We start from the raw sequence: 20,011 nt of genomic DNA on the forward strand, positions 1-20,011 counted from the left end.
GGGCGGTGAGGTCCCCCAGCTTCGCCGCCCGCTTTTTTCACTTGATCGCGAGTATGGCCGGTCGCCTTGCATGTGCAGGGCGGCCGCGCCATGGTGAGAGAAAGCCCATTCCCGTGACCGCAACTGCCCCGCAAATGCGCCTGCTGATCATCGAAGATGACCGCGAGTCCGCCGACTATCTGGTCAAGGCGTTCCGTGAAGTCGGCCATGTCGCCGATCTCGCCAGCGATGGCGAGGAGGGGCTGTCGATGGCCGATGGCGGCGACTACGACGTGCTCGTGGTGGATCGCATGCTGCCCAAGCGCGACGGCCTGTCCGTGATCGGCGCGCTGCGCGAGAAGGGCAATCGCACGCCGGTCCTGATCCTCTCCGCGCTCGGCCAGGTCGACGACCGCATCAAGGGCCTGCGCGCCGGCGGCGACGACTATCTGCCAAAGCCCTATTCGTTCGCTGAGTTGCAGGCGCGCGTCGAAGTGCTGTCGCGCCGCAATGTCGGCCCGGCCGAAGAGACCACCTACCGCGTCGGCGATCTCGAACTCGACCGTCTCTCGCATCGCGTTGCCCGCGGCAAGGACGAGTTGACGCTGCAGCCGCGCGAGTTTCGTCTGCTCGAATATCTGATGAAGCATGCCGGCCAGGTGGTGACCCGCACCATGCTTCTGGAAAACGTCTGGGATTATCATTTCGATCCGCAGACCAATGTCATCGATGTGCATATTTCGCGGCTGCGCTCCAAGATCGACAAGGGCTTTGAGCGGCCCTTGCTGCACACGATCCGCGGCGCCGGATACATGATCCGTGACGGCCTTCGGTAAACTGATCCGCACCACGGCGTTCCGGCTGACGCTGGTCTATCTATTCTTGTTCGCGCTGTTCGCGGCGTCGCTGCTCGGCTATTTCGCCTGGAATACGCGACGGCTGATCAACGAGCAGATCACCGCCACGGTGAACGTCGAGACCGCCGAGATCACCGACATCTACACGCGCCGCGGCCTCCACGGGCTCGCCTACACGCTCGGCAGCCGCGCGCTGCGGCCGGGGGCCAATCTTTATCTCGTCACCACGCCTGAGGGGAAAGCGATCGGCGGTAATGTCGGCGCGCTGGCGCCGGGCGTGATGGGTTCGATCGGCTGGTCGGAGACTGGCTATCGCCGGCTCGACGAACAGGACACGGCGCATCATCGCGCGCTGGTGCGCGTCACCGAACTCACCAACGGTTTCCGCCTGCTGGTCGGCCGCGACCTCGAAGAGCGCCGCCGGCTGTTCGGCATCGTCGCCAAAGCCGCGCAATGGTCGCTGCTGGTCGTCATCGTGCTCGGCATCGGCGGCGGCATCTTCGTGGCGAGGCGGGTGCTGCAGCGGATCGACGCCATGACCGGCACCACAAGACGCATCATGGCCGGCGACCTTTCCGGACGCCTGCCGGTCGGCCGCTCCGGCGACGAGCTCGATCGCCTCGCGGAAAACCTCAACGTCATGCTGGAGCGTATCGAGGCACTGATGATGGGACTGAAGGAAGTCTCCGACAACATCGCCCACGACCTGAAGACACCACTGACGCGCATGCGCAACCGCGCCGAGGAGGCGCTGGCGAGCTCCGGCAGCGAGGCCGAATACCGTGCAGCACTCGAGCGGACCATCGAGGAATCCGACGGCCTGATCCGCACCTTCAACGCGCTGTTGATGATCGCCCGCGCCGAGTCCGGGCAGGCGCGCGGCAACATGGATGATTTCGACGCGGCCGACGTCGCCAAGGGCATCCACGAATTGTACGAACCGCTGGCCGAGGACGACGGCATGACCCTGCGCGTCAAGGCCGCGACTGCGCGGCTGCATGGCAACCGTGAGCTGATCAGCCAGGCACTCGCCAACCTGGTCGAGAACGCCATCAAATACGGCAAGCCGTCGCCGGTGGTGCAGCCGCTGGACCCTGCCGCCGCTGCGCGTACCAGGGAGATCCTGATCGAGGCGCGGCGCGAGGGCGACCATGTGCTGCTCAGTGTCGCCGATCATGGGGCCGGTATTCCCGAAGGGGACCGTAAGCACGCGGTCGAGCGGTTCGTGCGGCTGGAGGCGAGCCGGACGCTGCCGGGTTCCGGGCTTGGCTTGAGTTTGGCGTCCGCGGTGGCGACCCTGCACGGCGGTGAACTCAGGCTCGGCGATTCGCACCCCGGCCTGATCGCGACGCTGGTCATCCCGGCGCTATCTGCCGCGGGTGACAGGCTTGCGGCTCAAACGCCGGATGTGCCACAGAAGGTGGCATGAATTCCTCCGCCTTGGCCGCGCGGTTCGTCAGCGGGCCGTGCATCACTGCCAGCAGCAACGCCGAACAACGCCTGGGAGACTGGCTCGCCGAGCTGGAGCCGCAGCAATCGGCTGAGATCGGCGCGTGGCTGGAGCGTCCGCCGGCCCGGGCCATCCTGCTCGGCATCGCCGAGTTCTCGCCATACCTGTTCGACCTGATCCGCGCCGATGCCGCGCGACTGATCCGCCTTCTGGCATGCGACCCGGAACCGCATCTCACCGCACTGATCGAGAGCACCTCGCGCGACGTGCTCACTGCCGCTAGCGAGGCCGACGTCATGCATCTGCTTCGCCGCATGAAATCGGAGGCCGCGTTGCTGATCGCTTTGTGCGACATCGGTGGGGTCTGGCCGGTGATGCGGGTGACGGCGGCGCTGACCGATCTTGCGGTAACCTCCGTGCAGGCGGGCTTGCGCTTTCTGTTGCGCCAGGAAGTCGCGCGCGGCCGCATGACCGCCTTCAATCATGACCGGCCGGAGGAGGGAAGTGGCCTGATCGTGCTCGCGATGGGCAAGATGGGCGCTGGCGAACTGAACTATTCCAGCGATATCGACCTGATCGTGTTTTTCGATCCCGCCGCGACGTCGCTGGCAGCAGACATCGAGCCGGCGCCGTTCTTCGTGCGCGTGACGCAGGTGCTGGCCCGCCTGCTGCAGCAGCGCTCCGGCGACGGCTACGTGTTCCGCGTCGATCTGCGCCTGCGGCCCGATCCGGCCTCGACGCAGGTCGCGATTTCGACCGAGGCGGCGCTGCATTATTACGAGCGCGAAGGGCGGACCTGGGAGCGCGCCGCGATGATCAAGGCGCGCGTCTGCGCCGGCGACGCCAGGGCAGGCGAGGCGCTGATCGCGGAACTTGCGCCGTTCGTCTGGCGCAAGCACCTGGATTTTGCCGCGCTCGCCGACGTCCACGACATGAAGCGGCAGATGCAGACCTATCGCGGCCAGAGCGAGATCGCGGTCGAAGGCCATAACGTCAAGGTCGGCCGCGGCGGCATCCGCGAGATCGAGTTTTTCGCGCAGACGCAGCAGCTCATTGCCGGCGGTCGTCACCCGCAATTGCGGGTGCGCCCCACGCTGCACGCGTTGCAGGTGTTGGCCACCAGCAACTGGATCACCTTTCAGGCCTTTGACGAACTGACGGCGGCTTATGAATTCCTGCGCCGGGTCGAGCACCGGCTGCAGATGATCGCGGACGAGCAGACCCATGCACTGCCGGAAGACGCCGAGGCCGTCGAGCGCTTTGCGAATTTCTTCGGCTATGAGAGCAGGGCAGCCTTTGCCAAGGATCTGCTCGGGCATCTCAACATCGTGCAGGGCCATTACGGCAAGCTGTTCGAGGGCGATCCGACCGGCACGGTGAAGCTGCCGCAGCTCAACTACGCCGCAGGTCCCGAGGATGCACGCCTGCTCGATCATCTGGCGACGCTCGGCTTCAAGAAGCCGGTCGCGGTGGCTGGCACCCTGCAGCTCTGGATGCAGGGCAATTACCGCGCGCTCCGCAATGAAGCGACCAAGGCAGCCTTCATCGAATTCATGCCCGGCCTGATCGACGGGCTGGCGCATGCCGAAGACCCCGACGACGCCGTGACTGCGTTCGATCGCTTTCTCGGCGCCTTGCAGCGCGGCGGCCGGCTGATTTCACTGTTGAGAGAGAACCGTGAGCTGGTCGCGCTGGTGGCCTTGATCCTCGGTGCGGCGCCGCGGCTCGGCGACATGCTGGCGCGCCAGCCGCAGATCATGGACGGCCTGATCGATCCCCGTTTTTTTGGTGCGATGCCGGACCAGAAAGAATTGTCGGCGCGGCTGGCGGTGACGCTGAAGGACGCGGATTCTTACGAAGATTTTCTCGATCGCCTGCGGTTGTTCGGGCAGGAGAGCCTGTTTCTGATCGGCACGCGCATCCTCTCTGGTACGGTTTCCGCCCAGCAGGCCAGCGTCGCCTTTGCCGACGTCGCCGAGGGCATTGTGCACACCGTGCACGGCCTGGTCAGGGATCAGTTCGCCAGCCAGTACGGCCGCATCAGGGGGCAGGAGACCGCGATCCTCGCGATGGGCCGGCTCGGCAGCCGCGAGATGACGGCATCCTCCGACCTCGACCTGATCCTGCTGTACGATTTCGACTCGGATAATCCCGATTCCGACGGCGAACGATCGCTGCACGGTGCGCAGTATTTCGCGCGGCTGACCCAGCGGCTGATCTCGGCGTTCACCACGCGGACCAATTACGGCGTGCTCTATGACGTCGACATGCGGCTGCGTCCCTCGGGCCGCGCCGGACCGCTGGCGTCGCGGATCGATTCCTTTGCCGACTACCAGGAACGCGAAGCCTGGACCTGGGAGCACATGGCGTTGACGCGGGCGCGGGTGATTTCGGCGTCACCGGCGTTTCGCGCAAAGATCGAGGATATCATCCGCAGCGTGCTGACGCGGCCGCGCGACGCGGCCTCCACCGCCGGCGACGTTGCCGACATGCGCCGGGCGATTGCGCTCGAAAAGGGCGAGGACGACATCTGGGGCCTCAAGCTCGCCGCCGGCGGGCTCGTCGATATCGATTTCATCGCGCAGTATCTGCAGCTCGTGCACGCCTCGGAGAAACCCGAAATCCTTAGCGTCTCCACGCTGCAGGTGCTCGACAACGCAGCCCGCCTCGGCGCGCTGCCGCAATCCGACGTCGAGATATTGCGCCAGGCAGCGCGGCTCTATCACGACCTGACGCAGATCCTCAGGCTTTGCGTCACCGGAAAATTCAATCCGGAAACCTCCGGCGATAATCTCTTGCACGTGATGGCGCGCGCCGGCGACACGCCTGATTTCTCGACGCTGGAAGCACGCGTGCGCGAGACGCAGGCGGACGTGAGGCGGGTGTTCCTGGGATTGGTGGGCGGCGGTTCTTCCGCTTGAAGGGTCCCGGTTCTTTTTGGACCCGGACGATCGGAACTCTTATGGCCGATTTGGGATTGTTGCGGGAACAGGAGGCTGGGATGCATACCGAAATCAACATCTTCGACAAGCCCATTGAGCGTATCAGGAAGACGTGCGAGCTCCTGGGTCTCGGCGCCGATTTCGACCGCAAGCTGCCGGCACTCGAAACATATCTTGAAGGGCTCGTAGCCGAAGGGGAAACCAGTGAGGAGCGGCTGACCGCCAGCGGTCTGACCTTCCTCAAGCAGGTTCCATAGCGATGGCGTGACGGCGTCAGGAAATTTCCTCCGGAAGCTTCCCGGCTGGATCCGGCGAGCAACCCTCTTCCCCGATTTCCTTCACGTGGTAGTGGGCAGGCAGAACCTGTCCACCTGCCTCGTCGGCCACCGGAACATCAGAAATCAGGCGGCAATCGAGAGCTTGCTTCCAGACATCCGCTTCGGTCGGAAAGCCCGACCCGATCTGTCGGTCACCATCGAAAAGCGCGTAAGGCACGAACCTCTCCCAAATTAAAACCCCGCCAGCTATCACAATAACTGACGGGGCTTTTGAGCTGATATTTCGGGTGGATTTCTCCTTTCCTGAACTACCCGCTCATATCTTTAACGTGAGGCAGCCGGTTTCGTTCCCGAATATCTTGATTTCCGCGCGAAAAAGTTGACAGTCGCGCGCGCTTGGACTCGCCCCTTAGCGAGCGCGTATCCAGTACGGAAACGGCCGATGCCGTCGCCGGCCTGAAAACGATAGAGGTATCTGAAGGGCTACCGAGAAGGTGCACAAGCCAGGAACAGGCAAGATGTCAGCGCGTACCGATGCGTTGTTATCGCGGGCAGAAACCGGCAAAATAGCACCGCGTCCATCATCTCCGCTAGGCCGGTTGTCACCCGGCATGTGCGTGCGTCAACGTCCAGCGTTTGCAAAAGTTGCTTGAAGGCCGTCTGGCGATGCATTGCAACGTGGCGTCGAATGGCCTTGTTGGTTGCGCTTTCAGCTTTTCGAAAGAAGATTTCGTTGCGCTTTTGAAGTCCGTCTCAAAAGCGCGGAACTATTGCCATTTTTTCCTGTTCTGACACCTGCGCAACTCAACCGGAATGGATGGTCCATGCGTAAACTACTTTTGGGAATGGCGCTCACAATGCCAATCGCCTTTCTTTCTCCAGCAACAGCGCTGCCTTTGGCTCATCCATCGATGCACGGTGCCCAGGTCAACGCCGATCTGATCGAAGTAAAGGGCGGACGCGGCCACGGGCATGGTTGGGGCCGTGGACACGGCTATCGACCGTTTGGTTGGAGCCGCGGCCGCAAGGTCGGCTGGCGGGGCCGTGGCTGCCCGCCCGGTCACTGGAAGAAGGGTTGGTGCTAAACTAGACTGAACCGGCTGCCGTCACGTACGAGCAGCACGGCTCGGCCATTACAACGCCCGTGCCGCATTGCCCTTGAACAGGATTGGGCCGGTCGGCCGTCCGATGGGTGAGCCGCCTTCAGGTTCCAGCGTGATCTCGAACAGCTGATTTTGCACCGTCTCCGGCAACGACTCCAAATTCAGCTGCAGCGTGCGCGACTGGCCGGTGAGGCCGATCGATTTCGGGCCAACGGCGCGATCCCACAGCGTCCAGACCTGCAGCGTGCGGCCGGCGGGAACCTCGATCGGGCGTAGCGGAATGAGCTCGACGCGGCCGTTCGAAAATGCGTTGACGATGGCTCCGGCCTCTTTGGTCGCGTCATTCACCAGCACGGCGACGTAGACGGGCTTGCTCTGCGCCAGCGCAATCAGGTCGTTGCGAAGGTGACGCGACGTTGTCAACGCGCCGACCATGATCACCGCAAACAGCAGCGCGGCGAGGGTGCCGCCGATACCGAGGCCGCGCCAGAACCTGATGTCGTGCCAAAGCGTGGCGCCACGCAGCGCGGCGCGTGCGGAGGGCAGGGCGTCGATCGGCGCGATTTTGGTTGCATCCGCGATGCGCTGCCAAAGCGCCGCGCCCGGCGGGGTTTCCTCGGCCGTGAGATCGAGGTCCGCAAGCCGTTCCCGCCACGCGCTGACGGCCTGGGCAAACGATTGGTCGGTTGCGATGCGCCGTTCGGCGGCGGCCTGCTCCTCACCGTCCAGCAGGCCCATCACGTAATCGGCGGCCATGGCGTTATCGGCGTCGTGCGGGTTCATCCCATGCACTCCTGCAACGCAAAGAGGCTGCGCCGTACCCAGCTTTTGACCGTGCCGAGCGGAACCTTGAGCCTTCCTGCCAGTTCGCCGTGGCTCATGCCGTGAACATAGGCCAGCACCACCACGTCGCGGCGGGGGCGGTCGATCTGCTCGAGACACCGGCGCAGCGCGCTGGTCTCCGGCATCCGCGACAGGGTGGCCTCGCAGTCGACATCCTGGACGCTTTCATCTGAAGCCTCATAGCGATGCTCGTCGCGATGAATGCTGAGGGCGCGGTTGCGCACCACCGCATAGAGCCAGCCGCGCGCGCTGCCGCGGCGCGGATCGAAGCCGGCCGCGCCGCGCCAGATCCGGATAAAGGCGTCGTGCACCGCCTCTTCCGCAAGGTCCTGCCGAAACAGGATGCGGCGCGCGATGCCGACCATGCGCGGCGCCTCGCTGTCGTAGATCACGCGCAATGCGGTGCGGTCGCCGGCCGCGCAACGCGCGAGCGCCGCGGCAAGCTGCGCCTCGCGCTCCCGATCAAGCAGGTCGGGAGCCTGCAGGCTCGCGGTGATGGTGCCATTTCCGGTCATGTCTATGCCTTTGCATAGCTGTTCTACCTTGAGATGCGGCATTTGGATGCATGTTCCGAAAATTATTTTTGGTGTGCTGCATCCGTTTTGCCGCGCCGCCGGTACCCGCTGTGTTGGTCCCGAGAGGATCATGGCAACACAGGGAGCTCACCGATGAATTATCGTTCTATTTTCGTCACCTCAGTCGCATTATTGCTGTCCTCCGCAGCCGCCAACGCCGCGCAGGTCGCAGCCCTGATCGGCGGCGACAGCATTGCGATGGTCGATACCGCGCAAAAGAAGGCGACCGGGTCCGTCAAGGTCACCGGCATTTCCGGTGCGCTGGTCGGCATCGACGTGCGCCCGGCCGACGGCATGCTCTATGGACTGGTCGATGATGGCACCATCGTGACCATCGCGACGGACGGCAAGGCCACGCTGAAGTCGAAGCTCGACACCATGCTTGCCAAGGGCGTGGCCGCGACGGTGGATTTCAACCCGGTGGCGGACCGCCTGCGCGTGATGGGCGCCGACGGGGCGAACCTGCGGGCGAATGTCGACGACGGCAAGGTGACCAAGGACGGCGACCACAAATATGCCGAGGGCGACATGCACAAGGGCGAGAAGCCGAACATCGTTGCCGGCGCCTATACCAATTCGGTGAAGGGCGCCAAGGAGACGGCCCTGTTCAACATCGATGCAACCATCGGTGGATTGATCAAGCAGGCGCCGCCGAACGACGGCGTGCTCGGCGCGATCGGCAAACTCGGGATCAAGGCGAATAGCGTCGCGTTCGACATCTGGTCCGACGGCGCCGGCAAGAACGAAGCCTGGCTGATGGCGGACGGCACGCTCTACAGCGTCGATCTCGCCACCGGAAAGGCGACCGAGGCCGCAAAGATCAGCGGCGTCAGCGGCACGGTGAAGGACATCGCGATTATGGGAATGTAGGGGATTCCTGAAGCACGCTGAACGTAAGTTGGCGCGAAGCTCACTTCTCCCTCGCCCCCGCTCTTGCGGGGGCGAGACGAGCGAAGCTCGCTCTTGGAGGGGCCCTGACCGGAGGCATACCGTCCAACTCGGCAATGCGGCGGTCAATCTCACTGATCACGCGCTTCGAGAACGGCCCGAGGTGCAGGTACAGCGCCATCAGCATCACGATGTAACGCAGCGCGCCCGGATTGGTCTTGGCGACTTCGACGAAGGTCTTCCAGAACGGCTCGCGAACCTCAGGCAGGGTGCGCATGACCTTGTGTACGCTGTCGATGCCGCCAAGCCTCTTGCGCATATCGCCGTCTGGCAGGTCGCGGCGGCGGTCGGAGCGGTCGAGCATGGCGGCAAGCCGTGACAGTCGTCCCGCGTATGCCGTCGGGCAGAAAACGTGCTCGAGCACGGCCTTGTAATCCACAAGGATGTCGCGAAGCGGACGCTTGGTGTCGAAATTGCATCCGAGCGTACATTGGTCGCCCGCCTGCTCGACATTCATGAGGTCATGGCCGTTGTGCAGGCGGCCTTCCTTGGCCAGCCGCCGCGTCAGCTGCGTGCCAGGCAGCGCATAGAGTAGTCCAACCATGCAGACTGGAATGTTGGTCTCCTCGATGAAGTCGATCATCGCCTGTCCCATCGAAACTTTCTCGGTATCGAACCCGACGATGAAGCCGGCGGTGATGAACATGCCGTAGCCGTAAATCTTGTGGACGCACTCCGCGATGTTGCGCCTGGTGTTCTGCTTCTTCTTCATCTGCACGAGCGCCTCCGGATCCGGGCTCTCGATGCCGACAAAAATAGCGAAAAAGTTTGCGTCCTTCATCGCCTGCAACAGATCGTCGTCGTCCGCGATATTGATCGAGGCTTCGGTCGAGAACTCGAACGGATAATCGCGCTCTTCCAGCCAGGCTTTGAGCCGCGGCAGTAGCGTGCGAAGGTTTTTCTTGTTGCCGATGAAATTGTCGTCGACGAAATCGACATGCCCGCGATAACCGTGATCGTAGAGCGCTTGCAGCTCGGCGAGAATCTGATCGTTGGTCTTGGTGCGCGGCACGCGACCATATAGCTCGATAATATCGCAGAACTCGCAGGTGAATGGGCAGCCACGCGAATATTGCACGCCGATGAAGAGATAGTGATCGAACTTGATCAGATCGTAGCGGGGCATCGGGCTTAGCGTGACGTCGATCTTGAATTTCTCGGCGATGAACACGCCCTTGCGCTCACCTCTTTCCCAGGCGGCGATGAAGTGCTGGATGACTTGCTCGGCCTCGCCGATCACCTGGAAGTCCGCCTCCGCGTAAAGATGCGGGCTGGAGGACACATCAGGTCCACCGACGCATACTGGCTTGCCGTGCAGATGGGCGAGATCGATCAGGTAGATGAAATCAGGCTGCTGGTTGAGCATACCGCCGATCATCACGAGATCGGCCCAGTCGAGGTCCGCGTCCGTCAAAGATTCGGTGTTACGGTTGACGAGACGGACGTCCCAATGCTTCGGCAGCATGGCGGCGACCGTGATCAGGCCGAGTGGCGCGGCCGGATACTTCGCGCCAACCAGTTCGCAGGCTTCCGTATAGTTCCAGAACGAGTTCGGAATGAACTTCGGATAGACCATCAGGACACGGCAGAGAATCGTCATGTGCCTCCCCGTAGGTTTGCTAGTGGATGCACACATCTTTGGAGCTCTTGCAGCCAGCGGCGTGCGCGACGAAAAAACACGAGTCATTTCAATGCTGGCGCAGTGCCGATGGCTCATTCGCTTATGAAATCGACCGCCAGCTAAGTGCTTGTTTCTGAGTCGATTTCAGAGATGTGTGCATCCACTAGCGTAGGTTTGGAGGCAGGGTGTCACGCAGTTTGTCGGGACTCAAGGGGGCGATTCTTCCGAAGAGTTCCATTGCCGGAAGTGATTGGCCGACCTATTCGATCACCTCGACGCGTGTCAGCAAGGTCGGTGAAATGTCGAGTCGGCGTCCTTCAGCCGGCTGTCTGTGCGCGCCCCCAGGCTGCCCGCTCGAAGTCGATCATGGAATCGCGCGTGATCGGCACCGCATCACGTTTGGTCGACAGCAGAATTTGAAACACCATGTGAGAGCCATGCAGGAATTCGAGTTCGATGGCGGCGAGATAGAATTCCCACATGGGGCGGCAAGCGGTTACTGGCTGGTTAATAGCCGATTGCAGCCGGCTTGTTGCCGGATTCCGGAACCGGTTGCGTTCGTCAGGCGAGGGGCGTCTTGACGAGCGCTTTCGCGGATTCGATCGTCTTTTTCAGAACAGACGGGGCACCAGCATCGCCACCTTTTCGCGATAGCGACGGTATTCACTGCCGAACAACGCCACCAGGTCGCGCTCTTCGAGATAGATGCCGACGAAGATGTAGGCCGTCGTCACCGCGGCGAACAGCAGATGGCCGAGCGTCATCGTCGGCGTCGACCAGAAGGCAATGATGAAGCCGAGATAGATCGGGTGCCGGATCAGGCGATACAGGCCCGGCGTCTTGAACTTCATGGGCTCAGCCACGCGCCCGGCAAAATGCGTCACCACCTGGGTCAATCCGAACAGCTCGAAATGGCTGATCAGGAAGGTGCTGTAGAGCACGATGAGCCAGCCCAGGAATCCGCCCGCGGTCGCGAGGCCGGCGAGTGCGGGATTTTCGATGTTCCAGACCACCGCCGGCATCGGCTGCCACTGCCAGTACAGCAATATCAGCGTCAGGCTTGCCAGCAGCACATAGGTCGAGCGTTCGATCGCGGGCGAGGCGAAGCGCGTGAACAGTCTCTTGAAGCCCTGCCGTGCCATGCCGCTGTGCTGCACGGCGAAGATCGACATCACCACCAGATTGATCAGCAAGGCCGTCGTCAGCGAGGACGTCGATCCGGTATCGACGGTCTTATCGACGGTCTTGGGGACGACATATCCCGAGACGAAGCCGACCGCGTAGAGAAACGTGCCGAAGAAAATCAGATAGGCGAGGCCGCCGTAGCAGAGGGTGAGCAATCTCATGGCAAGGGAGCTGACGGCCGTACGCGCTGCATTCGGGCCGGTGTGCATCGTAATCGACATCTTAAATCTCCTTGGTTTGGAATATTGACGTCGGGACTTGTCTTGAAATTGTCTTGGGGCAATTGTCTTGCTCAGGACTGCTTGAGGCGTCTCCGCTTGCGCAGCCGCGCGGCTCTTTCGAGGGCGTCATCGAGCGGGCCGCGGTAGATGCGCTTGTTGTGCAGGCCGCGATTGCCAGCCTGGTGCAACGTGAGCAAAGCAGCCTGCCGTTCGCGGTAGGCGATGGCGGCGGCCATCCAGCCGTTGAGAAGGCGCTTGAGGCGCGCGGGCGGGATGAGAGGGCTGGCGACGGGGCTTGGGCGGATCCTCGCGCTGGGCTGCATGGCAGCCTCGTGCGGCAACAAGCCTTGCGAAACATCCGCCTTGGTGGGATTGAGCAACAGGCCGGTCATGGCCATCTCCTACGATTGTACGATGATGGACCCGGCTGTAGATTGAGATGCCTGTTCCAGCTTGGCGGATTCCTTGAGAAGACCTTTGTTTTTCCTCCGGAAGCGACTGTTTTTACTTAGTTTGTAGCTTGAACCGCCCGATAGGGGCGGAGCCTCGTACCGGATCAGCAGAAGTGGTATTAAAATACCGATTTGCCGAGTTCGAGATCGACCTCAGCCAGCACGAGCTGCGCCGGCTTGGGGAAGCCGTACATATTGAGCCGCAGGTATTCGATCTCATCGTTCATCTGGTGCGCAACCACGACCGGATTGTCAGCAAGGATGAGCTGATCGAGACGATCTGGAACGGCCGGATTATCTCCGAGGCGGCGCTCTCCAGCCGCATCAATGGCGCCCGGCGTGCGCTTGGCGACAACGGAAACGACCAGGCCCTCATTCGGACGCTGCACAAGCGTGGCTTCCGCTTCGTCGGTGATGTTCAGGCCATCGACGCGCCGAAAACGGATGCAGAGGCGGCGCGACTTGTTCCCGACGCGCCGGGCAGCATTCCGGGCCGCGTCTCGGTTTCTTCCGAAGTGTCCCGCCTCGATGATGTCGTCTCGGAATCCGTGAAGGCGGAGGCCGTCACGCGATCGTCCATTGCGGTGATACCGTTTGGAAACATGTCGGATGACCCCGAGAACGACTACTTCAGCTACGGGTTGACCGAGGACATTATTCGCCTTCTCGCCCGTAACCGGTGGCTTTCGGTCATCTCGCGACACTCGACCATTGCGTTCCAGGGACGCGTGGTGGATGCCCGCGAAATCGGTGAGTTGCTGGGCGTCAGGTATGTGATGGTCGGCAGTGTTCGCAAGAACCGCGATGCCGTGCGGATAACGGCGGAACTCGTCCGCGCAGCGGATGGAAAGCAATTGTGGGCCGATAAATACGACCTGCAGCTGGAATATATCTTCGATATCCAGGAGGAGATGGCTCGCCAGATCGCCGCAACGATCGAGCCCGAGCTGTCGAAGGTCGAGCAGCAGCTCGCCGCCCGCAAGGCGCCGGAAAGCCTGGACGCCTGGGATTGTTATCAACGTGGTCTATGGAATTTTTGGCGCTTCACCACGCCGGGATTTGACACGGCCGAACGTTATTTTCAGCGGGCGATTGCGGCCGATCCGAATTTCGCGCGCGGCCATGGCGCGCTCAGCTACGTCAATGTGCAACGCGCCTTCATTGACGAACCGAAAGATCGCGCGGCGCGGCTGGAAACCGCGTTGCGCCAGGGGCGCCATGCGGTAGCGCTCGACGAGCTCGATTGTTTCTGCCACTGCGCGCTCGGACGCGCTTTGTGCCTTACCCATCAGAACGACGAGGCGCTGGCGGCGCTCGACGTATCGCTGGAGCTCAATCCAAGCTTTGCGCAGGCCTATTTCGCCCAAGGGTTCAACTTACTCTGGTATGGGCGAGAGATTGAAGCGGAAACGCTGCTCGATCGCGCGATCATGCTCAGCCCGCGCGACAGCCATATTTCTGCTTTCCACCATGTCCGCTCCTGGGCGCACTTCTCCCTTGGCGAGTATGACATAGCGGTCGAATTCGCGAGGCGGGCGACACGGCAGTCCAATGCCACCTATCAGACGTTTGCGACACTTGCGGCGTCGCTCGGACTTCTCGGGGATCGGGCGCAGGCGGCAACGGCGGCCGCGGAACTGCTGCAACGCAAGTCAAACTACAACGTTGAAACGGCGCGACAGGAGTTCTTCTTCTGCAATGATGTGGGCTTCATCAATCGGTTCGTCGAAGGGTTGCGTGTAGCCGGTATTGCAAACGCCTAGATAGCGCCTTTTCCGTTCCGATGGAATCGGAACGGGGCTCCAGGGTCAGGACCCATTAAATTTCGGGGTAACGTGACCGGTTAGAGCGCATAGAGCCGCTGGCTGCTGCGTCCGGTGCAGCATACTGATCCGAGACACCAGATTTCAATCGGGGAGAGCGACTGATGGAGGCTGCCGTAAGGAAGCTATTTGAGCGATACGAAAGTTTTTTTAACAGGTCCCTCGGCGATGGCGTGGATATGGATAAGGTCGCATCGCTGTATGCTTCGGATTTCATCGCGGCCTCGCCGGCCGGTGTCATGACCGGGAAAAACGACGATCAACTCAAGCAGGTCATGGAGCAAGGATACGCCCGCTATCGGGCAATAGGGACCAAGGAGATGCGGATACGCGATGTTCGCATCTCCCCGATAGATCAACACCATTGTTTGGCCCATGTCGCCTGGACGGCGACCTATGCTCGCGAGGATCAACCGGACACGGCTATAGACTTCGAGGTTCACTACCTCGTGCAGAAGCTGGATGACGAGGCGAAAGTTTTCGGCTGGGTGTCAGGCGATGAGCAGGCGCTTCTTAAGAAGCATGGCATCGGCTAGCGGCGACTTCGTCCACAGATCAGCCGTTTGCCTCGGCCGGATTCCATGGCGAAGGTCTCGTGATCACGGCTGCGGGCCGGACAAGTTCATTTCACGCTCGGCCCTGAAAACATTGCTGTGCAGGTTTGCGATCCATTGACGTCCACTTGAGGTGACATTGAGATAGCGTATGGCGGTCTGGATCTGCGGCGCGACGTTGTTCCAGTAGAACTGCGGATATCTGTAGACAACGTCTGCCGGCGTGTCGTAGCCGAGCGTTTTGTTCATGCCGACTTCTTCGAATTCGTAGAACAGGGCATTCGCTTTTTTCAGGTAGTTGGGGTCGCCGAGTTGTCCGATAAGGTCGGCCGCGCGCAGTAGCAGGCCCTCTTCCTCGTTCAGTTCGTCGTTTGACGATGAAGCAACATAGGGAAATCGCGTATACTCGATTGCCCTGGCGATCCGGCTCGCATCGACTTCTTCAAAAGAGTCGAACCGCTCGAAGACGAACAGTTTCGAGCGGTCCACATGGTAGGGCCCCAGCGCGGCATCGGATGAACCGCGTGGCAGGCGAATGGTACGGCCGCCGAGATCTGCGACATAGGAGTCCCCGTCATCGCCCTGGACGATTCCGCGAACGTATCCGATGTCGTGGGTGAGGCACGCCAGGATGAAATTGGTGTAGTCGGCCGGTGTCGTTGTCCGCAGCATCGTCCGGCCCATGAGGATGTCGTGGCCGGCGAGGGTCACGAGCAGGGTGTGTTCGATGTTGTGATACAGGGCGTCGCTGTTGCCGATGCATTCCAGTGTAAGCCTGGCTGCATAGGGGAGATACTCAGCGAGCCGGGCTTGGGAGGAGCCAAACCTGCTCCTGGTATCCGACGCCAGAAACGATCCCAAGGCTTGCGCGACCAGTTCCGGGATTGTGATCATGAGGCCTCTCCCAACTCGGTTGTGCGACGCCGCCGGTATCAATGTAGCACGTCGTTGGGCCAGACCGGGTGTCGCTCGCGCCGCGCAGGTGGGCGCAACGCAGATTTGACGGTTGGTCAGTCGCCGTGACGTATCTTGGCGCGACGCCGCGGGCAGTGGCCGGACACAGCCACCAAGCCAAAATCAAGATTATCTTTAGATTATCTGCATACGGGCTCTAAGCGCGGCAAGCCGGTCCGGGCCATATTGGCCGGCATGGATCGACGAGATTTCATTGCGTTTCTGGGGGCGGCGATGGCGTGGCCGGCCGCCGCACTCGCGCAGGATTCGACAAAAGTTTATCGCATTTTTTGGGTATCCACCGACTCCCAGCCCGACCCGTTCCTGGCCGGGTTTCGCGAGGGATTGCGGGCGCGCGGCTACGTCGAGGGAAAGAACGTTACCTTCGAGCTGCACTATGCGCCCGGCAATCCGCAGGCGCTCCGCGAGGTCGTATCCGAACTGAGGCGAGGGAACATCGACCTGGCCGTGTCGAGCGGCCCGGCGACGCGCGCGATGACGGCGGTAACGGACGTTCCGGTACTGTTTGCGTTGAGTGGCGACCCGGTGGAGTTGGGCCTCGTCAGGAGCCTCGGAGAGCCGGGCGGCAATTTCACGGGTTCGACCTTCCTTTCGCTTGAGCTGGCGGGGAAGCGGGTTGAGCTGCTGAAGGAAGCCGTGCCGGCTGTGCGCAGGCTTGCCGTGTTTTCGAACAGCCTTCATCCGGGAGAACAATCGGAGTGGCGCGCGACCAGGGAAGCCGCCAAGGCGCTGGGCATCGAGATCGTCTACGTTCCCTTTGCCGGCAAAAACGAACTGGACAAGGGACTGGCGGCGGCGGGAGACGCGCGTGCCGACGCATTGCTCGTCTTCCCGGATGTCCTCACGCTGGTGCATCGGGACAAGATTGCCCGGTTCGCCATCGCGCATCGGCTGCCTTCGATGTTCGGTTGGAGCGAATATTGCGACGCTGGCGGACTTCTGAGTTATGGCGCGAACCAGCGCGCGACCTATTTCTGGCTTGCGACCTACGCCGACCGGATCCTGCGTGGCGAAAAACCCGCCATCCTTCCCGTCGTGCAGCCCACGAAGTTCGAGCTGGTCGTGAATCTCAGGACGGCTGAACTGCTCGGCATTGACCTGGACAAATCGTCCGTCCTGTTTCGCGCCAACAGGGTGATCGAATGATCCCGGCGCGTCTGAATCTGGTTCGAAACTCCGTCTATAGAATGCCCGTTCGGTGACCCGTCCGCGCCGTTCCCTGTTCGTCAAGTACTTCGTCACGCTGTTTGTCGCAGTGGTGGTGCCGCTGACGCTTGGTTCGGCGACCGAAGCCTGGTTTGCCTTTCGTGATAATCGGCTTGATCTCGATGAAATTCTTCAGGTCGAGGCGCGCTCGGCGGCCGACCGGATACAGGCCTTCACCGACGGAATACGCGATCAGCTCGGTTGGGTCGTGCAGTTTCCCTGGACGGCGGGCGAGGACGACCAGCGCAGGGTCGACGGGTTGCGTTTACTGCAGCAGGTGCCGGCGATCGTCTCGCTCTCGCTGGTCGACCCGACCGGCACCGAACGCGTTTTCGTATCCCGCGTGAGCATGAACAGAACCGGCCGCGGCGCGGACATGTCGGCGGATCCTGCGGTTGTCGGCGCGCGCGCCAACCGGGTCTGGTATGGCCCGGTGCACTATCAGCGCGATTCCGAGCCTTACATGCGGATCGCGGTTGCGGGAAACCGTGCGGCCGCCGGCATCGTCGTTGCCGACATCAACCTCAAACTGATCTGGGATATCATCGCGGCGATCAGGATCGGCGACACCGGACATGCCCTTGTCGTCGACGACTCCGGGCGTCTGATCGCCCACCCGGACATCAGCCTTGTGCTGCGCAGCGGTGCCGGGGCAGGGGAGTTCGACCGCCTCAAGTCCGTCGTCAGCGCCGCGAATGGATCGGCGGTCGCCACGACCGGCGAGGACGGCAAGCCCGTCGTTGCGCTCTCGGTGCGTGCCCCCAACGTGGGCTGGACGGTGATCGCGGAGCAGCCGGTCCTGGAGGCGTTCGAATCCATCCGTGCCGCGCTGCGGCGCTCCCTGATGCTCATCGGTTTCGGAATCGTTTTCGCGCTTGTCCTGGCCTATTGGCGAGCATGCCGCATGTGGGGACCGATCAGGCAACTCGAGGATGGCGTCGAACGGATCGGGATGGGGCAGTTCGACCATCGCATCACGATCAAGAGCCACGACGAACTGGAGCAATTGGCGATCCGGTTCAACCAGATGGCGGGAGAACTTGCCACTTCGCAGCAGAAGTCCGAGCGGATCAATCGTCTGAAGCAATTCCTTGCGCCTCAAGTGGCTGAACTGGTCGAACACTCCGATCAGGGGGTGCTGGACGGACAACGACGCGAGGTGGTCGCGATTTTTGGCGATCTGCGCGGCTTCACCGCGTTTTCCGCGCGCGCCGAGCCTGACGTCATTATCGCCGTGCTGAGGGAGTATTATGAGGCGATCGGCGCCGTCACGGCCCGCCATGCCGCCACCCTGATCCGCTTCGCCGGTGACGGCGTGATGGTCCTCGTCAACGCGCCGGTCGCTTGCGAAAATCCCGCGCAGCGCGGTATCCGGCTTGCGATCGACATGCAGGCTGCGGTGCAATCCCTTGCGAACTACTGGAACGCCCGTGACTGCGCCATTGGTTTCGGCGTGGGTATCGCGATGGGACCTGCGACCGTCGGAACGCTCGGCTGGCACGGACGCCTCGACTACACGGCCATCGGAAACGTCGTCAATCTGGCATCGCGGCTTTGCGATTTGGCGGAGGACGCGCAGATATTGGTGGATCCGGTTGTCACCGGGCATGTCAAGGATAGCACCGCCCTTGCATCCATTGGAGAGCGGGCCATCAAGGGCTACGACCGTGCTCTGGAGGTTTTTGCGGTGGTTCGCAACGCCGGACCGCTGCCGCATCCCGGCTGTCGGCTCCGGCCTGCTGACGTTCGACCCGTTGAAGCAGGATTTGGCAGACTAGCGCCGGAGCTTTCTCCGACAGACGCTGGCTGAATGACGGAAAAAAGTCCTGTAGCCGGGATGAGCGCAGCGATTTCCGGGACGCTGTTGATGTCCGGGACGGTGTTGGCGTGGCCCCGGATTTCGCGGAGCCCATCCGGCTACAAGAAATCCTCAATGACGGACTGATAAGATTGAAAAATGAGGCGATATGAGAACCGAATTGCCCCTGAAATCGAGCCCTCCGGACGCCGCTTTTGACGTATTGATGGCCGCCGGTCCGTGCTATTTCTGGCCACCGGGCGACCGCCTTTGCCACCACATTTCCTGGGACCATCTCCTTGATCGACAAGCTTGAACTGCTGCTGGCGCTCGCAAAGGAGCGGCATTTCGGACGGGCCGCGGAGGCCTGCGGCGTCACCCAGCCGACCATGTCGACCAGCCTCAAGCAGCTCGAGGAAATCCTCGGCGTGATGCTGGTGCAGCGCGGGTCGCGGTTCCAGGGATTTACGCCGGAGGGCGAACGCACCCTCGACTGGGCGCGGCGCATTGTCGGCGACACCCGCGCGATGCGGCAGGAGATCAACAGCCTCAAGGACAAGCTCTCCGGCGAGATCCGGATCGCCGCGATCCCGACCGTGCTCGGCATGGTGGCGTCGCTGACGACGCCGTTCCGCGCGCGCTACCCCGAAGTGCGCTTTCGCATCCAGTCCTGCACGTCGGCCGATGTGCTGGGCTTGCTGGAAAATCTCGAGGTCGATGCCGGGCTCACCTATATCGAGAACGAACCGATCGGCAAGGTGCGCACCATTCCGCTCTACAACGAGAGCTATCGCCTGCTGACGGCGCCCGATGCCATGTTCGGCGATCGCAAGCAGGTCACCTGGAAGGAGGTCGGCCAGGTTCCGCTGTGCCTCTTGACGCCCGACATGCAGAACCGCCGCATCATCGATCGCGCGCTGGCATCGGTCGGGGCCGAAGCCACGCCGACGCTGACCTCGAACTCGCTTGTGGTCCTCTACACGCATGTGAAGACCGGGCGCTGGGCGAGCGTGATGCCGGCAAAGCTCGCGGAGACCCTGGGCTTGGCCGACACCATCCGCAGCATTCCGATTGTCGATCCCGTCGTCGATTACAGCGTCGGGCTGGTGATCCCGCAGCGCGATCCGATGACGCCCCTGATCGCGGCGCTGGTGCAGGTCGCGCGTGAAGTGGCGCCGACGCTGGAGTAGATCGCGCCAGT

Annotated in this window: 18 protein-coding genes; 10 read left to right on the forward strand and 8 right to left on the reverse strand. The window is 62.2% G+C overall.

From position 1 onward, the window contains the following. Positions 1 to 134 precede the first annotated feature (134 nt). The 4 genes from V1294_RS16235 to V1294_RS16250 all read left to right on the forward strand — a co-directional run bounded on the left by V1294_RS16235 (position 135) and on the right by V1294_RS16250 (position 5,485). Positions 135 to 815, forward strand: a complete 681-nt coding sequence (locus V1294_RS16235; protein ID WP_057848354.1) for a response regulator transcription factor — start codon at positions 135 to 137, stop codon at positions 813 to 815. Continuing rightward, a complete protein-coding gene (locus V1294_RS16240) occupies positions 799 to 2,265 on the forward strand; it encodes a sensor histidine kinase (RefSeq protein WP_334498560.1) in 1,467 nt (488 codons plus the stop codon). Before V1294_RS16235 ends, V1294_RS16240 begins: the two co-directional genes overlap by 17 nt. Continuing rightward, a complete protein-coding gene (locus V1294_RS16245) occupies positions 2,262 to 5,207 on the forward strand; it encodes a bifunctional [glutamine synthetase] adenylyltransferase/[glutamine synthetase]-adenylyl-L-tyrosine phosphorylase (RefSeq protein ID WP_334498562.1) in 2,946 nt (981 codons plus the stop codon). The genes V1294_RS16240 and V1294_RS16245 overlap by 4 nt, the downstream gene beginning before the upstream one ends. 80 nt (positions 5,208 to 5,287) lie before the next feature. Next, positions 5,288 to 5,485: a hypothetical protein gene (locus tag V1294_RS16250; RefSeq protein WP_334498564.1), complete on the forward strand. Its 198-nt coding sequence runs from the start codon at positions 5,288 to 5,290 to the stop codon at positions 5,483 to 5,485. Between the two features lie 16 nt (positions 5,486 to 5,501). On the opposite strand, the gene V1294_RS16255 is transcribed toward V1294_RS16250, so the two are convergent. The 3 genes from V1294_RS16255 to V1294_RS16265 form a co-directional block, all read right to left on the reverse strand. Next, positions 5,502 to 5,723, reverse strand: a complete 222-nt coding sequence (locus V1294_RS16255; RefSeq protein WP_334498566.1) for a hypothetical protein — start codon at positions 5,721 to 5,723, stop codon at positions 5,502 to 5,504. Between the two features lie 916 nt (positions 5,724 to 6,639). Beyond that, positions 6,640 to 7,392 carry an anti-sigma factor gene (locus tag V1294_RS16260; protein WP_108513039.1) on the reverse strand — a complete coding sequence of 251 codons (753 nt, stop codon included), beginning with the start codon at positions 7,390 to 7,392 and terminating at the stop codon, positions 6,640 to 6,642. After that, the gene (locus V1294_RS16265; protein ID WP_108513038.1) at positions 7,389 to 7,967 is read right to left on the reverse strand and encodes a sigma-70 family RNA polymerase sigma factor; all 579 of its coding nucleotides are present in this window, start codon (positions 7,965 to 7,967) and stop codon (positions 7,389 to 7,391) included. Before V1294_RS16265 ends, V1294_RS16260 begins: the two co-directional genes overlap by 4 nt. Before the next feature lie 153 nt (positions 7,968 to 8,120). Here V1294_RS16265 and V1294_RS16270 point away from each other — a divergent pair, with 153 nt between their 5' ends. Further along, complete coding sequence (locus tag V1294_RS16270; RefSeq protein ID WP_334498567.1) at positions 8,121 to 8,897, forward strand: DUF4394 domain-containing protein; 777 nt, start codon at positions 8,121 to 8,123, stop codon at positions 8,895 to 8,897. Between the two features lie 40 nt (positions 8,898 to 8,937). Here V1294_RS16270 and V1294_RS16275 read toward each other — a convergent pair whose 3' ends face one another. From V1294_RS16275 to V1294_RS16290, 4 genes are all read right to left on the reverse strand, one after another. Next, the gene (locus tag V1294_RS16275) at positions 8,938 to 10,575 is read right to left on the reverse strand and encodes a B12-binding domain-containing radical SAM protein (RefSeq protein ID WP_334498569.1); all 1,638 of its coding nucleotides are present in this window, start codon (positions 10,573 to 10,575) and stop codon (positions 8,938 to 8,940) included. Between the two features lie 338 nt (positions 10,576 to 10,913). Beyond that, the gene (locus V1294_RS16280; RefSeq protein ID WP_442895343.1) at positions 10,914 to 11,078 is read right to left on the reverse strand and encodes a hypothetical protein; all 165 of its coding nucleotides are present in this window, start codon (positions 11,076 to 11,078) and stop codon (positions 10,914 to 10,916) included. A 129-nt stretch (positions 11,079 to 11,207) separates the two neighbouring features. Further along, complete coding sequence (gene mddA / locus V1294_RS16285) at positions 11,208 to 12,002, reverse strand: methanethiol S-methyltransferase (RefSeq protein WP_442895344.1); 795 nt, start codon at positions 12,000 to 12,002, stop codon at positions 11,208 to 11,210. Positions 12,003 to 12,073: 71 nt separating this feature from the next. Continuing rightward, positions 12,074 to 12,394 carry a hypothetical protein gene (locus tag V1294_RS16290; RefSeq protein WP_334482159.1) on the reverse strand — a complete coding sequence of 107 codons (321 nt, stop codon included), beginning with the start codon at positions 12,392 to 12,394 and terminating at the stop codon, positions 12,074 to 12,076. Positions 12,395 to 12,522: 128 nt separating this feature from the next. Between V1294_RS16290 and V1294_RS16295 the strand changes: the two genes are divergently transcribed. Both V1294_RS16295 and V1294_RS16300 read left to right on the forward strand, forming a co-directional pair. Then, the gene (locus tag V1294_RS16295) at positions 12,523 to 14,217 is read left to right on the forward strand and encodes a winged helix-turn-helix domain-containing tetratricopeptide repeat protein (RefSeq protein WP_334498571.1); all 1,695 of its coding nucleotides are present in this window, start codon (positions 12,523 to 12,525) and stop codon (positions 14,215 to 14,217) included. A 164-nt stretch (positions 14,218 to 14,381) separates the two neighbouring features. After that, entirely contained in the window at positions 14,382 to 14,813 is a 432-nt protein-coding gene (locus tag V1294_RS16300) for a nuclear transport factor 2 family protein (RefSeq protein ID WP_334498572.1), read from the forward strand. A 63-nt stretch (positions 14,814 to 14,876) separates the two neighbouring features. On the opposite strand, the gene V1294_RS16305 is transcribed toward V1294_RS16300, so the two are convergent. Beyond that, on the reverse strand, positions 14,877 to 15,725 hold the full coding sequence (locus V1294_RS16305) for a metal-dependent phosphohydrolase (protein WP_334482152.1): 849 nt from the start codon (positions 15,723 to 15,725) through the stop codon (positions 14,877 to 14,879). Between the two features lie 294 nt (positions 15,726 to 16,019). Here V1294_RS16305 and V1294_RS16310 point away from each other — a divergent pair, with 294 nt between their 5' ends. The 3 genes from V1294_RS16310 to V1294_RS16320 all read left to right on the forward strand — a co-directional run bounded on the left by V1294_RS16310 (position 16,020) and on the right by V1294_RS16320 (position 20,000). After that, positions 16,020 to 16,952, forward strand: a complete 933-nt coding sequence (locus V1294_RS16310; RefSeq protein WP_334498574.1) for an ABC transporter substrate-binding protein — start codon at positions 16,020 to 16,022, stop codon at positions 16,950 to 16,952. A gap of 52 nt (positions 16,953 to 17,004) precedes the next feature. Then, entirely contained in the window at positions 17,005 to 18,822 is a 1,818-nt protein-coding gene (locus V1294_RS16315; protein ID WP_334498576.1) for an adenylate/guanylate cyclase domain-containing protein, read from the forward strand. Positions 18,823 to 19,109: 287 nt separating this feature from the next. Further along, entirely contained in the window at positions 19,110 to 20,000 is an 891-nt protein-coding gene (locus tag V1294_RS16320) for a LysR family transcriptional regulator (RefSeq protein ID WP_334482147.1), read from the forward strand. Positions 20,001 to 20,011: the final 11 nt, after the last annotated feature.

This window comes from Bradyrhizobium sp. AZCC 1678 (genome assembly GCF_036924765.1).
Classification (GTDB): Bacteria; Pseudomonadota; Alphaproteobacteria; order Rhizobiales; family Xanthobacteraceae; genus Bradyrhizobium; species Bradyrhizobium algeriense.

Excerpts from the sequence above, each read along its gene's own strand:
- V1294_RS16300 (WP_334498572.1), top strand. The coding sequence starts at position 14,382 with ATGGAGGCTGCCGTAAGGAAGCTATTTGAGCGATACGAAAGTTTTTTT.
- V1294_RS16235 (WP_057848354.1), top strand. The coding sequence starts at position 135 with ATGCGCCTGCTGATCATCGAAGATGACCGCGAGTCCGCCGACTATCTG.
- V1294_RS16275 (WP_334498569.1), bottom strand. The coding sequence starts at position 10,575 with ATGACGATTCTCTGCCGTGTCCTGATGGTCTATCCGAAGTTCATTCCG.
- V1294_RS16270 (WP_334498567.1), top strand. The coding sequence starts at position 8,121 with ATGAATTATCGTTCTATTTTCGTCACCTCAGTCGCATTATTGCTGTCC.
- V1294_RS16310 (WP_334498574.1), top strand. The coding sequence starts at position 16,020 with ATGGCGTGGCCGGCCGCCGCACTCGCGCAGGATTCGACAAAAGTTTAT.
- V1294_RS16290 (WP_334482159.1), bottom strand. The coding sequence starts at position 12,394 with ATGACCGGCCTGTTGCTCAATCCCACCAAGGCGGATGTTTCGCAAGGC.
- V1294_RS16245 (WP_334498562.1), top strand. The coding sequence starts at position 2,262 with ATGAATTCCTCCGCCTTGGCCGCGCGGTTCGTCAGCGGGCCGTGCATC.
- V1294_RS16260 (WP_108513039.1), bottom strand. The coding sequence starts at position 7,392 with ATGAACCCGCACGACGCCGATAACGCCATGGCCGCCGATTACGTGATG.
- V1294_RS16280 (WP_442895343.1), bottom strand. The coding sequence starts at position 11,078 with ATGTGGGAATTCTATCTCGCCGCCATCGAACTCGAATTCCTGCATGGC.
- mddA (WP_442895344.1), bottom strand. The coding sequence starts at position 12,002 with ATGTCGATTACGATGCACACCGGCCCGAATGCAGCGCGTACGGCCGTC.
- V1294_RS16265 (WP_108513038.1), bottom strand. The coding sequence starts at position 7,967 with ATGACCGGAAATGGCACCATCACCGCGAGCCTGCAGGCTCCCGACCTG.
- V1294_RS16305 (WP_334482152.1), bottom strand. The coding sequence starts at position 15,725 with ATGATCACAATCCCGGAACTGGTCGCGCAAGCCTTGGGATCGTTTCTG.
- V1294_RS16250 (WP_334498564.1), top strand. The coding sequence starts at position 5,288 with ATGCATACCGAAATCAACATCTTCGACAAGCCCATTGAGCGTATCAGG.